Origin of the sequence: Streptomyces sp. NBC_01288 (assembly GCF_035982055.1) — a bacterium.
GTDB lineage: Bacteria > Actinomycetota > Actinomycetes > Streptomycetales > Streptomycetaceae > Streptomyces.
Genome location: NZ_CP108427.1, coordinates 10,371,359 through 10,384,519 on the forward strand (window position 1 = coordinate 10,371,359; position 13,161 = coordinate 10,384,519).

Annotated in this window: 12 protein-coding genes; 3 read left to right on the plus strand and 9 right to left on the minus strand. The window is 70.3% G+C overall.

All coding sequences use genetic code 11. The annotated features are described in order from the left end of the window. Positions 1 to 397: 397 nt before the first annotated feature. Positions 398 to 2,119, minus strand: coding sequence for an MFS transporter (locus OG194_RS46790; protein ID WP_327406830.1), 1,722 nt, complete (start codon positions 2,117 to 2,119; stop codon positions 398 to 400). Between the two features lie 44 nt (positions 2,120 to 2,163). Then, positions 2,164 to 2,616, minus strand: a complete 453-nt coding sequence (locus tag OG194_RS46795) for a MarR family winged helix-turn-helix transcriptional regulator (protein WP_327406831.1) — start codon at positions 2,614 to 2,616, stop codon at positions 2,164 to 2,166. Between the two features lie 104 nt (positions 2,617 to 2,720). On the opposite strand from OG194_RS46795, the gene OG194_RS46800 reads away from it, so the two are divergent. Together OG194_RS46800 and OG194_RS46805 are read left to right on the plus strand one after the other, a co-directional pair. After that, positions 2,721 to 3,290: an RNA polymerase sigma factor gene (locus OG194_RS46800; protein ID WP_327406832.1), complete on the plus strand. Its 570-nt coding sequence runs from the start codon at positions 2,721 to 2,723 to the stop codon at positions 3,288 to 3,290. Continuing rightward, a complete protein-coding gene (locus OG194_RS46805; protein WP_327406833.1) occupies positions 3,287 to 3,907 on the plus strand; it encodes a hypothetical protein in 621 nt (206 codons plus the stop codon). The genes OG194_RS46800 and OG194_RS46805 overlap by 4 nt, the downstream gene beginning before the upstream one ends. Before the next feature lie 10 nt (positions 3,908 to 3,917). Here the strand turns inward: OG194_RS46805 and OG194_RS46810 are convergent, their stop codons facing one another. The 7 genes from OG194_RS46810 to OG194_RS46840 all read right to left on the minus strand — a co-directional run bounded on the left by OG194_RS46810 (position 3,918) and on the right by OG194_RS46840 (position 11,660). Beyond that, positions 3,918 to 4,766: a PaaX family transcriptional regulator gene (locus tag OG194_RS46810; RefSeq protein WP_327406834.1), complete on the minus strand. Its 849-nt coding sequence runs from the start codon at positions 4,764 to 4,766 to the stop codon at positions 3,918 to 3,920. Positions 4,767 to 4,778: 12 nt separating this feature from the next. After that, a complete protein-coding gene (locus OG194_RS46815) occupies positions 4,779 to 5,216 on the minus strand; it encodes an acyl-CoA thioesterase (protein WP_327406835.1) in 438 nt (145 codons plus the stop codon). Beyond that, entirely contained in the window at positions 5,213 to 7,582 is a 2,370-nt protein-coding gene (locus OG194_RS46820; protein WP_327406836.1) for a bifunctional salicylyl-CoA 5-hydroxylase/oxidoreductase, read from the minus strand. Before OG194_RS46820 ends, OG194_RS46815 begins: the two co-directional genes overlap by 4 nt. Then, positions 7,579 to 9,237: an AMP-binding protein gene (locus tag OG194_RS46825; protein WP_327406837.1), complete on the minus strand. Its 1,659-nt coding sequence runs from the start codon at positions 9,235 to 9,237 to the stop codon at positions 7,579 to 7,581. Before OG194_RS46825 ends, OG194_RS46820 begins: the two co-directional genes overlap by 4 nt. Positions 9,238 to 9,298: 61 nt before the next feature. Then, positions 9,299 to 10,291, minus strand: coding sequence for an acyl-CoA thioesterase (locus OG194_RS46830; RefSeq protein ID WP_327406838.1), 993 nt, complete (start codon positions 10,289 to 10,291; stop codon positions 9,299 to 9,301). Beyond that, a complete protein-coding gene (locus OG194_RS46835) occupies positions 10,288 to 10,773 on the minus strand; it encodes a cupin domain-containing protein (protein ID WP_327406839.1) in 486 nt (161 codons plus the stop codon). The genes OG194_RS46830 and OG194_RS46835 overlap by 4 nt, the downstream gene beginning before the upstream one ends. 2 nt (positions 10,774 to 10,775) lie before the next feature. Continuing rightward, the gene (locus OG194_RS46840; protein ID WP_327406840.1) at positions 10,776 to 11,660 is read right to left on the minus strand and encodes a fumarylacetoacetate hydrolase family protein; all 885 of its coding nucleotides are present in this window, start codon (positions 11,658 to 11,660) and stop codon (positions 10,776 to 10,778) included. A gap of 215 nt (positions 11,661 to 11,875) precedes the next feature. Here OG194_RS46840 and OG194_RS46845 point away from each other — a divergent pair, with 215 nt between their 5' ends. After that, the gene (locus OG194_RS46845) at positions 11,876 to 12,292 is read left to right on the plus strand and encodes a RidA family protein (protein WP_327406841.1); all 417 of its coding nucleotides are present in this window, start codon (positions 11,876 to 11,878) and stop codon (positions 12,290 to 12,292) included. Positions 12,293 to 13,161 lie beyond the last annotated feature (869 nt).

Here is a 13,161-nt window from a genome sequence, read left to right on the forward strand (position 1 = left end):
CAGGCTGCGGGCATGCCGCGGACAGGCTCCGGACGCGGTGACGGAAGGGGAGCGAAGAGAGGGAGAGGGGAGGGGCGAGAGGGGGAGACGGGGAGCGGAGGCAGGGCGAACAGGCCCCGCGGTGCATGGTTGAGCAGCGGATTCGGGACAGTGGGGTACCGCCCGACAGAGATAATCCGAGCACGTACTATCTCTGCTTGGCAAGGGTTCGCGCGCCGAGTTAACACGGTTATTTCATGACGAACCGTCAGGGAAATCGCGAAGGTGCGCCCTGACCTCGGCTTCGCGTACCGATCGTTGCCGGGTGCTTCTCACGAGGACCCGCATACGTCTGTGGCGGGCCCGTCGGTCGTCGGGCCCGCCACGTGTCGGTGTCGTCGTCGATGTGCGATGACGGTCAGGCGGCCCCGTCGCGCAGGGCGGGCAGGGTGGCCGAGGTCAGTTGCCGTGGCGCGTTGTCGGGTTCGACGAGGACGACGGTGCAGGTGGCCGCGTGGGTGAGGGCGGTGGTGAAGCTGCCTTCCGCGAACTGGGTGAGGGGGCCGTACGGTGAGCGGCCGACGGCGATGGCGCGGGCGCCCGTGTCGGCGGCGTGCCGGGCCAGTACGCGGCTGGCGGCGGAGTGGTCGCCGACGGTGGTGAGGATCTGGCCGGTCGCCGCGACGCCCTGCCCGGCAAGGCGGTCGAGGTGGGCGGTCACGGCGGCGCGGGCCTGCTCGGGCGTCTCCGTGTCTGCGGCCAATTCCTCGACGAGGGCCGTCAGTTGGACGTGGACGACCTCCAGCGGGCTGTGCGTGTCGCGGGCGAGCCGGGCCGCCGCGTCGACGATGGCGGGAGCCTCGGCCTGGGCGGAGACGGCGACCATGATCCGAGGTGTGCTCCCGCTCACGGGTTCGCCGACGGGGGTGAGAGTCGGGGCGACGGACTCGCCCTCGTCGGCGTGCTGCTCGGCCTCGCGGAGCAGCCGGTGGCCGCTGGCCAGGACCGGGATGGCGAGCAGGAAGGTGGCGGCACCCAGATAGAACGGGACGCTCAGATCAGTGGCGTCGGCGAGCTTGCCCGCCGCGTACGGGGCCAGGCCGCCGCCGATGAAGCGCAGGAAGCCGTACGCGGACGAGGCCACGGGCCGTTCCACCGGCGAGACGAGCATGACGGCCTGGGTGGTCAGGGTGTTGTTGATGCCGATGAAGGCACCGCTGACGATGACCGCCACGATGACCACGGTCGGCGTCGCGACCCCGGCGGCGATCACCGCCATCACCACGGAGAGACCGGCCAGATTGACGTACAGGACGGGCGCGGTGCCGTAGCGCGCCTGGAGGCGTGGGGCGAAGAAGACGCTGAACGCGGCCACGAGCAGTCCCCACCCGGTGAACACGAGACCGAGCCGATGGGCGTCCAGTTCCATGGGGTAGGGGGCGTAGCCGAGCATGGTGAAGAAGCCCCAGTTGTAGAGCAGCGCCATGATGCCCATCGTCAGCAGGCCGCGGTGCCGCAGCGCCTTCAACGGTGCGAGGGGCGAAGTGACCCGCTCGGGCTTGGGCAGGTCAGGCACGAACACGGCCGTGGCGACGAGCGCGATGGCCATGAGGACGGCGACGCCGAAGAACGGGCCGCGCCAGCTGATGCCGCCCAACTCGCCCCCGAGCAGCGGCCCTACGGCGATTCCGAGGCCCAGTGCCGTCTCGTACAGGATGATCGCACCACCGAATCCGCCGCTGGCCGAGGCCACGATGACGGCCAGGGAGGTGGCGATGAACAGGGCGTTGCCCAGCCCCCAGCCCGCGCGGAAACCGACGATGCCGTTGATGGAACCGGAGGTGCCGGCCAGGGCGGCGAAGACCACGATGACCGCCAGGCCTATGACGAGGGTGCGCTTGGCGCCGAAGCGGCTGGAGAACCAGCCCACGAACAGCATCGCCACCGCCGTCACGATCAGGTAGCTGCAGAACAGCAGGGAGACCTGGCTCGGGGTCGCGTGCAGGCTGTCGGCCAGCGCGGGCAGGATCGGGTCGACGAGGCCGATCCCCATGAAGGAGATGACGCAGGCGAACGCGACGGCCCAGACGGCCCTGGGTTGCCGGAACGGGCTGGCGACATTTCCGTGTGGTGCGCTCATGTGTGCTTGTCCTCCAGGGAGTTGAAGGGTGCGAGAGGGCTCTGTCAGGAGGGTGGCCGGTGGTCCTGGATCGCGCGGGCGAGGGCCGGTAGGGCGACCCGTACCGCCTGCTGTTCCGGCCCGCTCAGCTCCGCGATGAGCAGGTCGAGGGCGTGGGCGCGTTCGGCGCGTCGTTGCCGGGAGACCTCCAGGCCCGTGTCGGTCGCCTCCACCAGTACGCCCCGGCCGTCGCTGCGGTCGGCGGTGCGCCGTACCAGGTCGGCGCGCTCCAGGCGGGTGACGAGCTGTGTCATGTTGGGCTGGGAGGCGCCCTCGGCCCGGGCCAGATCGGTCAGGCGGCACGGACCCTCGCGGCCCAGGCGTCCGAGCACGGCGGAGGCGGCCACGCTCAGGCCACCGGTGACGGCGCTCTGCCGGACGTAGCGGACCATCCTCTCGACGGCCATGATCAGGTCCTCGGGTGAGGTCTCGGGGGCCGCCGGCGTCGCTGGATCCATAACCCGCTTATGCATAACGGCATTATGCACTTACATGTAGCTTGAATCAATGTCGGGGGCGGAAAGGAACCGGCGGCTGCCGGACAGTACGGGGTGTGGAATCCATGACGGAACAGGAGGCGCGCCGGATGCGGCGGGCGCGCTTCGAAGGACTGGCGCACCTGGTGGTGGAACCGCTGCACCGGTATCTGCTGCGAAGGACGGGCGCCGACATGGTCGATGACGTGCTGTCGGAGACGATGCTCGTGCTGTGGCGTCGGCTCGGCGACGTCCCCGGGCTGGGGGAGGGGTCCGAGCCCGATCCGGGTGACGTGCTGCCGTGGTGCTACGGCGTTGCCCGGGGGTGTCTGGCGAACGCCCGTCGCGCCGACGGGCGCAGGCTCCGGCTCGTGGAGCGGCTGATCCGGACCCAGGAGGAGGCCCCGGCGGGGGCCGCCGATCACAGTGAGCTGCATGCCGCGCTCGCCGACCTCGGAGCGCTGGACCGCGAGGTCGTGCGGCTGTGGGCGTGGGAAGGACTGGCGCCGCGGCAGATCGCGGAGGCGACCGGGCTGACGTCCAACGCGGTGAGCATCCGGCTCCATCGGGCGAAGGCGAGACTCGCCGCCCGGCTGGGGCGAAAGGATGCCGGACGGCCCGGACACAAGAGGGATGAAGGAAGGAGCAGTCAGTGAATGACGACGAGTTGCTGGCCCGGCTGAAGTCCGCGGACCCGGCACTGACCGGAGTTGCTCCGCCGCCCGACATCGACCGCCTTGTGGAGGACACCTTGAACACCGACACCGCGCTCCAGTCCGCGACCACCGCCGCCGGCATCGCGACCGCGGGATGGGGACGCCGGCGTCTCTTCGGAATCGCGGCGGCCGGACTACTGGTACTGGGCGGCGGCGTCGCCGGAGGAATCATGGCCAACAGCGGTAACGGCAACGGCCATTCGGCCACGGGCAAGAGCGCGGCCCCGACCGGCGCGCTGAAGCTCACCGCCGAGGGCGGCTCCGGCAAGTGCGTGCCGCCCGGCCTCGACACCCTGAGCAAGTACCCGACCCTTTTCCAAGGAACGGCCATTTCCGTCGAGGGCTCGACGGCCACCTTCCGGGTGGACCGGTGGTTCAAGGGCGGCGACGCGGAGACGGTCGTCCTCACCAGCGACACCGCGGTTTCGGAGACGCTGACGTACACGGAAGGCGGGCACTACATCGTGGGCGCCAAGGACGGCTTCGTCCCGATGTGCGCGGCGATCGATGCCTCGCCCAAGGACGTCGCCGAGTTCCGCCAGGCGTTCGGGAAGTGACCGCGCCCGATCAGGACGGGTCGTCCAGCAGGCTCCGGGCGAACTCGTGCGCCGGGTCCGCCAGGCTGTGCCGGAGCTTGGCGAAGAGATCCGCCGCCGTCGCGCCGGACCACGTGGCGGGGAGGAGGGAGCTGGGCAGGCCCGGGTCGAGATAGGGCAACCGCCGCCAGGCGGTGAGGACATGGACGTAGTCGATGAACGCGGCCCGGTCGGACACCGCGCCCGGCCCGGCCCAACGCCCCGCCATCGGCGTGAACTCGGCGACGAAATCGTCGTAGAGCTTCTGGAGCGCCTCCAAGTCCCACCAGCGGCCCACCTGTTCGGCGGGGTCACCGAAGGCCACGTAGTCGCCGCGGAAGAGGTCGACGTACTGGTCCAGGCCATGGCGGAGCAGGTGGTCGCGGGTGTCGTCGAGCGCGTGGGCGGGGGCGATCCAGATCCCGGACGAGACCGTCCCGAAGCCCAACCAGGCGAGCCGTGACCGGAGTTGGTGCCGGTGCTGCCGCTCGCTCTCCGGCACCGAGAAGACGGCGATGACCCAGCCGTCGTCGGTCACGGCATGGCGCTCGAAGATGCGCCGGTCACCGGTCTCCAGGACGGAACGGGCGTACGGCGACAGCGCGTAGCCCGCACGGCTGTCCCGGCGCTCGGCCACCAGGATCTCGCGGCGCTTGAGCCGGGAGATCGACGAGCGGACCGCCTGGGCGTCGACGTCGAGTTCGGCGAGCAGACGGATCAGGGTGCTCACACTGATCCAGCCGCCGACCTCGCGCGCGTAGAGCCCGTACACCGTCACGATCAGGGATCGCGGCGGTGCGGGCTGGCCCGGGCTGTCGTCTTCGAGATCGCTTGCCGTCACGATCGTAGTATTTCAGTGCGTCTGGCCGGCCGCCGATTCCGGCCGACCGCCCAGCGCCGTACGCCAGGCCGCCGGCCAGGGCGCGCTGCCGCCGGTCGCCTTGTCGGGGACGTGCACGGTGACATAACTGCCCCGAGCGGCACGGCAGTTCGGCTTGCCGTCCTCGGTGTTCCGCCACACCTCGAAACCGAAGGTCATCGAGGACCGGCCGAGGCGGATCAGCTCGACCCGCGTCTCGACCTCCTCGCCGAACCGGATCGACGCCTCGAACTCGACCTCGTAACGCACCCTCGGGGCCACCGGGAAGTAGCCCGGGATGTCGTACGCGCGCATCAGCTCGGCCTCCGCCGCCTCGGCGAACCGGACGACGGTGGTGTTGTGGTAGATCCCGGCCGCGTCGGTGTCGATCCACTCCACGCGAGCCCGGTGGACGGCGTAGGGGCCGCTCATTCCGCTGTCCTGCCCGGAGTCCATCGCAGGTGCACGGCGTCCCGCGGGGCCTCCCGCAGCAGCGCGAGACGTGGGCGGACCGCGTCGGTGCGGGAGGTGGGCGGCTTGCGGCGGCCCGCCGCGAACTGCACCGGCCAGTCGGCACCCGCGCCGCGGTACTCCTGCTCGGCGGCTGCCTGCAACGTCCACTGCGGGTTGTAGAGGTGGGTACGCCCGAGCGCGCACAGGTCGGCACGCCCGGCGAGCAGGATCGAGTTGACGTCGTCGTACGACGAGATCGCTCCTACGGCGATCACCGCCGCGCCCGCCGGAGCGGCGACCTCGTGCCGGATGCGGTCGGCGAACGGGGTCTGGTACGAGCGGCCGTACGCCGGCTTCTCGTCCTTGGTGACCTGCCCGGAGGACACGTCCACGGCTGCCGCGCCGTGCGCGACGAACGCCCGCGCGATCTCGACCGCGTCGTGTTCGGTGTTGCCGTCGGGGGTCCAGTCGGTGGCGGAGATCCGTACCGTGACCGGGCGGTCGGCGGGGAACGCGGACCGTACGGCGTCGAAGACCTCCAGCGGGAAACGCAGCCGGTTCGTGAGGTCGCCGCCGTACTCGTCGGTGCGGTGGTTGGCGACGGGGGAGAGAAACGAGGAGAGCAAGTAGCCGTGGGCCGCGTGGACTTCGAGCAGGTCGAAGCCTGCCTCGGCGCCTCGCCGGGCGGCGGACACGAAGTCGGCCACGACCGCGTCCATGTCGGCCCGGGTCATCTCGCGCGGCTCGTGGCAACCCGTGCCGTAGGGCAGTGGGGACGGGCCCATGACCTCCCAGTTGCCCTCGGTGAGAGGCTCGTCAATGCCCTCCCACATGAGGCGAGTTGAGCCCTTGCGGCCCGAATGGCCCAGCTGGAGCCCGATCTTGGCGGTGCTGCGCCCGTGGACGAAGTCGGTGACCCGGGTCCACGCGTCGCGCTGGGTGTCGTTCCACAGGCCCGTGCAGCCCGGGGTGATGCGGGCCTCGGGGGAGACGCAGACCATCTCGGTCATGACGAGGCCCGCGCCGCCGAGCGCCTTGGAGCCGAGGTGGACGACGTGGAAGTCGTCCGGCACTCCGTCGACGGCGGAGTACATGTCCATCGGCGAGACGATGATCCGGTTCTTCAACTCCAGGCCACCGATGGAGAACGGCTGGAACATCGCCGGAACCGACTCGGTGCGGCCCTGCGCCTCCGCGAAGCCGCGCTCGATCAGGTCGGCGAAGCCGGGGTCGCGGTCCTTGAGGTTGTCGAAGGTGATCCGGCGGGAACGGGTGAGCAGGTTGAAGCAGAACTGCGCGGGGTCCTGGTCGGCGTAGCGGCCGATGTTCTCGAACCACTCCAGCGAGGCCTGGGCGGCGCGCTGGGTGGACTCCACCACCGGGCGGCGTTCGGTCTCGTACGCCGTCAACGCCTCGTCCACGGTGGGGTGTTCGTGCAGACACGCGGCGAGCGCGAGGGCGTCCTCCATGGCCAGCTTGGTGCCGGAGCCGATCGAGAAGTGCGCGGTGTGGGCCGCGTCGCCGAGCAGGACCACGTTGTGGTGGTGCCAGTGCTCGTTGCGGACCGTCGTGAAGTTCAGCCAACGGGAGTTGTTGGTCAGGAGGTTGTGCCCTGCGAGTTCCCCGGCGAAGATCTCGCGGATCCGGGCCACCGACTCCTCGTCGCTCACCCCGGGCGGGAACTGCGTGCCCTCCGTCGCGTCGAGGCCGGCCTTGCGCCACACGTCCTCCGCCATCTCGACGATGAACGTCGAACCGGAGTCGGAGAAGGGGTAACCGTGGATCTGCATGGTCCCGAACTCGGTCTGCTTGACGAGGAATTGGAACGCCTCGAAGACCCGGTCGGTGCCCAGCCACATGTACTTGTTCGTCCGCTGGTCCAAGGAGGGGACGAAGGCGTCGGCGTACTTGGTGCGCACGGCCGAGTTGATGCCGTCGGCCGCGACCACGAGGTCGTAGGAGCCGCGCAGTTCGTCCACTTCCGGGGCGAGGGTGCGGTAGTGGACGGTGACGCCGAGTTCGGCGGCCCGCTCCTGGAGGATGTGCAGCAGGTCCTTGCGGGCCATCGCCGCGAAGCCCTGGCCGCCGACCGTGAAGGGATGCCCGTCGAACTCGATGTCGATGTCGGTCCACCGGGCGAACCGGCTCTCCATCGCGTCGTGCACGACGGTGTCCGCGTTCTCGATGCCGCCGAGGGTCTCGTCGGAGAAGACCACGCCGAAGCCGAAGGTGTCGTCGGGGGCGTTGCGCTCCCACACGGTGATCTCATGGCCGGGGTCGAGCTGCTTCATCAGCGCGGCGAGATACAGCCCACCAGGCCCGCCGCCCACGATCGCGATCCTCATGCCTGGTTCTCCTTCTCGACGATCCGACGCAGCAGGAAGTGCTGAAGCTTTCCGCTGGTGTTGCGGGGCAGCGCGTCACAGAAGCGCACCGCGCGGGGGTACTTGTACGGCGCCAGCTGCGCCTTGACGTGGTTCTGGATGTCCTTGACCTTGGCGTCGTCGCCGACGACTCCCTCGGCCAGGACGACGAACGCGCAGACCACGGAGCCGCGTTCGGGATCGGGCTTGGCGACCACGGCCGATTCGACGACGTCCGGGTGGGTGTTGATCGCGGACTCGACCTCGGGACCGCCGATGTTGTAGCCGGAGGACACGATCATGTTGTCCGTGCGGGTTCGGTAGTAGAAGTAGCCGTCCTCGTCGCGCACGAAGGTGTCGCCGGTGACGTTCCAGCCGTTCACCACGTAGTTCGCCTGGCGTTGGTCGTCGAGGTAGCGGCAGCCGACCGGACCGATCACGGCCAGCCGCCCCTCGACACCGGGTCCGACCTCCTCGCCGTCCAGGTCGAGGACCGTGGCGCGGTAGCCGGGGACCGGCCGTCCCGTCGAACCGGGACGGATGTCGTCACCGGCGGCCGAGATGAAGATGTGGATCATCTCGGTGGCGCCGATGCCGTCGATGACCTTGATCCCGGTCTCCGTGTGGAGTTGCTCCCACACTTCCTCCGGTATGTGCTCCCCGGCGCTGACCGCACTGCGCAGACCGTGCAGCCGGTCCGCCTTGCCGGCCTTGAGGATCTGCCGGTACGCGGTGGGCGCGGTCGCGAGTACGGTGACGCCCGCCTCGGCGACGAGTTCGGCGAGCGGTTCCGGTGCGACGGCCTCCGTGAGCAGCGCGCACGCACCGGCCCGCAGGGCGCAGACGACCAGGATGCCGAGGCCGAAGGTGAAGGCGAGCGGGGCGGTGCACGACACGAGATCGTCCGGCTTCAGGCGGAGTGTGTGGCGGCCGAAGGTGTTGTCGATGGACAGGATGTCGCGGTGGAAGTGGGTGGTGATCTTCGGTACGCCGGTACTGCCCGAGGTGGGTCCGAAGAGGGCGACGTCGTCGGCGGCGGTGTCGACCGCGGTGAACTCCGCCGGTTTCGCCGCCACTTGGCGCGTCAGGTCGTCGGGCGCGTCGCCGCCGTAGGCCACGATCGTGAGGTCCGGCAGGACGGTGTCGCGTACGGTCTCGACGTCGGCCGTGAAGCGGTGGTCGACCAGGGCGACGGTCGGGCGGGTCTTCTCGACGACCGGGGTGAGTTCGCGGGCGCGCAGGGCCGCCATGGTGGTGACGACGATGCCGCCGGCCTTGAGGGTGCCGAGCCAACAGGCCACGGTCCAGGGGTTGTTGGGGGAGCGCAGGAGTACGCGGTTGCCGGGGACCAGGCCGAGGTCGTCGGTGAGGACGTGGGCGATCTGGTTGGCGCGGCGCAGGAGTTCGCCGTAGGTCCACACCTCGCCCTCCGGGGTGCGCAGGGCCGGGCGGTCGGGGCCGAAGCGGGCGGTGGGGACGTCGATCAGCTCGGCGCCGGCGTTGAGGCGCTGGGGGTACTGGAGTTCGTCGGTGGTGAACTCAAGGACCGGCCACTGGGCGCGTGGTGGGAGGTGGTCGCGGGCGAATGTGTCCGGATAGGCGGAGGGCGAGAGGCCCAACTGGTCCAACTGGTCCATCGGGAGGGTCCTTTCCGCAGGCCGGGGGCGGGCCGTGCAGGGATCAGGAGCTGCGTGGGAATCAAGAGCTGCGGATCAGGCCTTCCTGGACGACAGTGGCCAGGTGGGTACCGGTAGGGGTGAAGAAGCGGCCGACGGCGAGGCCGCGACCGGCGTCGGCGGCGACGGCTTCCTGGGCGTAGAGGAGCCAGCCGTCCATGGGGGCGGGCCGGTGGAACCACATCGCGTGGTCGAGGCTCGCGGTGATGAGTCCGGGCAGCGCCCACGGCAAGTCCAGTACGCGCAGGACGGGTTCGAGGATCGTGTAGTCGCAGACGTAGGCGAGCGCGGCGAGGTCGCGCTGCTCGTCGGTGAGACCGTCGACGGGGCGCAGGGTGTCGAACGGCTTTACCCACACGGCCTGTTGGGGCACGCGCTCGCCCTCGACCGTGAGGTAGACGGGTCCGGGCACGTGCCGCATGTCGAAGCTGCGTCCGCCGCTCCAGTACTCCTCGGAGGTGTCGGTCATCGTGCCCCGGGGCGCGGTGGTGTCGCTCAAGTACGCGGCGGAGCTGGGTAGTTCGGTGGGATCCGGTACGCCGACAGGGGGCTCGGCGGCGTAGGTCGCGCCGGGCTCGCCCGCGGCGAAGTTGGCGAGGCAGGTGTAGACGGGCTTGCCGTTCTGGAAGCCGCGGACCTGGCGGGTGGCGTAGCCGCGGCCGTCGCGCAGCAGCTCCACCTCGTAGCGGACCTCGGCGCCGATGTCGACCGGCCGCAGGAAGTAGGAGTGCATCGAGTGCAGCGTCTTGCCCTCGACCGAGCGCATCGCGGCGGCCGTGGCCTGGGCGACCATGTCACCGCCGTAGGCCTTCGGCCAGGGGCAGGGCTGGGTGGTCGCGGTGAAGGCGAGGTCGAAGTGCTCGGGCTCGGTGGGGGTGAGCGCGATCGCCTCGGTGAAGATCGCCGAGGTCGGGGCGGGGCGGGCGTCCGCGCGGAGGTCTGTGCCGGTTGTTCCGGAGCCGGAGCCGGAGCTGGTGGCTTGGGAGTCGGAGCTGGTGCTCTGGATGTCGTTCACGGCCGGTCCAGCCAGTCGCGGAGGTCGGCGTCGGCCACCTCGTCGAGGTTGACCACGATGTTCTCCGGGGTACGGGTCGTCATCCAGGTGAGTGGGTTGTTGCGGTCGAGGTTGCACTCGACGTGCGGCATGAACGGTGGGACGAAGACCCAGTCGCCCTCCGAGAGGTCGAGGTAGTCCTCGAACCGCTCGCCGAAATAGATCCGGGCCCGCCCCGAGAGGACGTAGCCGCCGGTCTCGGCCTCGCCGTGGTGGTGGGGGACGGATCGGTAACCCGACTCGTTGCTCACCTTTCCGAACCACAGTTTGGTGGCCGGCGTGTGTTGCACGGAGACACCGGAGATCCGGGTCGCCCCGGCGGACTGGCCGGTGGCGCCGACCTCCAGACCACCGCGCGTCACGACCGGCACGACCAGGCCGGACTCGTTGGCGTACAACGAGTTGTCGCCCTCTAGGACGTACTTGGAGACATCGGGTTCCATGATCAGCTCCTGGAGTCGGTGAGGCGGGAGTCGGTGAGGGGAAGGTCGGCGAGAGGGGAGTCGATGAGGGGGGAGTCGGTGAGGCGGAAGCGGTTGCGGAGGGTGCCGATACCGGGGATCTCGGTCTCGACGAGGTCGCCGTCGGCGAGGTGGACCGGCGGGTTCATGCCCGAGCCGACGCCACCGGGGGTGCCGGTGAGCACGATGTCGCCGGGGCGCAGGACCGTGAAGCTGGAGATGTAGGCGAGCAGATCGGCGGCGTCGAACACCAGGGTCCTCGTGTTTCCGCGCTGGCGCTCGACGCCGTTGACCCGGCAGATCACCTCGACGCCCGCGATCGGGTCGAGCTCGTCGGGCGTGACGACCACCGGTCCGAGCGGGGTGGTGCGGTCCCACGCCTTGCCCTGGAACCACTGGAGCGTGCGCTTCTGCCAGTCCCGCACGCTGATGTCGTTGGCGACCGTGTAGCCGGCGATCGCGCGTCCGGCGGTGTCCCGGTCCGCGCGGTTGAGCTCCGCTCCCACGACGACGGCGAGCTCCGCCTCCCAGTCCACGTCCAGGCCGGGTGGGAGGACCAGGTCGTCCTCGGGGCCGATCAGTGTGTCGGCGTACTTGGCGAAGAGCGTGGGATGGGCGGGCAGCTCGCGGCCCATCTCGGTGATGTGGTCGGCGTAGTTCAGGCCGCAGCAGACGACCTTGCGGGGGGACGGCAGCGGCAACAGGGGGGTGGCGCCGGGCAGTTCGGCCCCGGCGAGGCCGGCGATGCGGTCGGGTTCGGTGGTCGTCAGCAGTACGGAGAGATCGTCGGCCGGCAGCGCCCGCCAGCGGTCGCCGTCGAGCACGGCTGCCGTGGTGCGGCCTCCGTGGGCCACGGTGGCGAGCTTCATGGGCGTACTCCCTCGGGGTGGTGGCGGTGGCCGGAGCGACCGGGATGCCCGGACTGGCCGGGCTGCGTTATAGCGAGATTTTCACGACCGTCGAAAACAGTCAATAGATGAGTTAGGCTGCGTGTGTCAGCCCGTCCGGTCCATCCGGCTCGTCCGGCTCATCCGGTCGGTGCGGCTCGTCCGGTCCGTCCGATCCATCCGAGGAGCAACCAGCAATGACTCCGATCCCGGTGAACCCGCCCTCGCTCCCCACCCCGAGCGGCTACTCGCACGGCACGCTCAGCGGCAACACGCTGTATCTGGGCGGACAGACGGCCCTGGACGCGGACATGCGGATCGTCCCCGGCGGCATCGTCGAGCAGTTCCGGCAGGCGTTCGGCAATGTGCTCACCACGCTGCGGGCGGCGGGCGGTGTCCCTGAGGACCTCGTGAGCCTGACGATCTACCTCACCGACATCCCCGACTACCAGGCGCACGGCAAGGAGATCGGGAAGGTCTGGCGCGAGCTTGCGGGGCCGGTCTATCCGGCGATGGCGGGGATCGGCACGACCGCGCTCTGGCAGGCGGAGGCGATGATCGAGATTCTTGGGGTTGCGGTGATTCCGGAGGAGCGGGTGGTTCGGGGGGAGTAGTGGGGGTGCGTGGGGTGTGACGGGGTGCTGTGGGGGCGCGGGGGTGCTCCCGTGATCGGCTCGGGCCGCCGGGGTGGGGGCGGGCTCGGTCCGGTCGAGGGTGATGTGGCGCGGGTTGCTTGTGCGGCTGGGCGGGGCGGCGCAGGGCCTCGGTGATCGCCGGGTGTGGTGCCGAGGGTGGTGGTGAGGGTGGTCGGGGACGTTGTCGAACGTCGGTGATTGCCTCCGGCTGTCCGGGTGTGGTGCCGAGGGTGGGTGTGGTCGGCCGGGGGAGTCGTGGCCCGGGTGGCGTGTGCGGGCGGCTGGTTGGGGAGGCTGTCGAGCGTTGGTGATTGCCTCGGGCTGTCAGGGCGCGGTGGCGAGGGTGGGCACGGTCGGGCCGGAGGTGTTGTGGCCTGGGCTGCGCGTACGGCCGATTGGGGCGATCGGGAACTTGGGTGATCCTCTCCGGCTCCCGCGGCGTGGTGGCGGGGGGCGGGCTCGAACGGGCCGAGGGTGTCGTCGCACCACTGATCTGCGTGTCCGGCTGAGGGACTGCATGCTCGGCGCGGACCGGGCGTCGCCGGGGACATCGTGCGGCGGTACGGCCTGCTCCCCGGCCTGACGTTCCCGTGTGGTTCGCGCTGGCGGTGACGGGTGCTTTTTCTTCCGGGCGTGCCGGGCGCAGCCGAGGGCATCGGGGGGCGGTGGTGCGGCCTGCTCCCGGGACCGACGTTTCCGCACGGTTCGCGCCGATGCCGGTGGGCGCTTCTTCCGTCCAAGGCCTGACGAACCGGTGTGGTTCACATCGATGCCGTCGGATGCTTCTTCCGTCCGTTCCGGGCGCCGCCGGGGGGCATCGTGCGGTGGTACGGCCTGTTCCCCGGCCC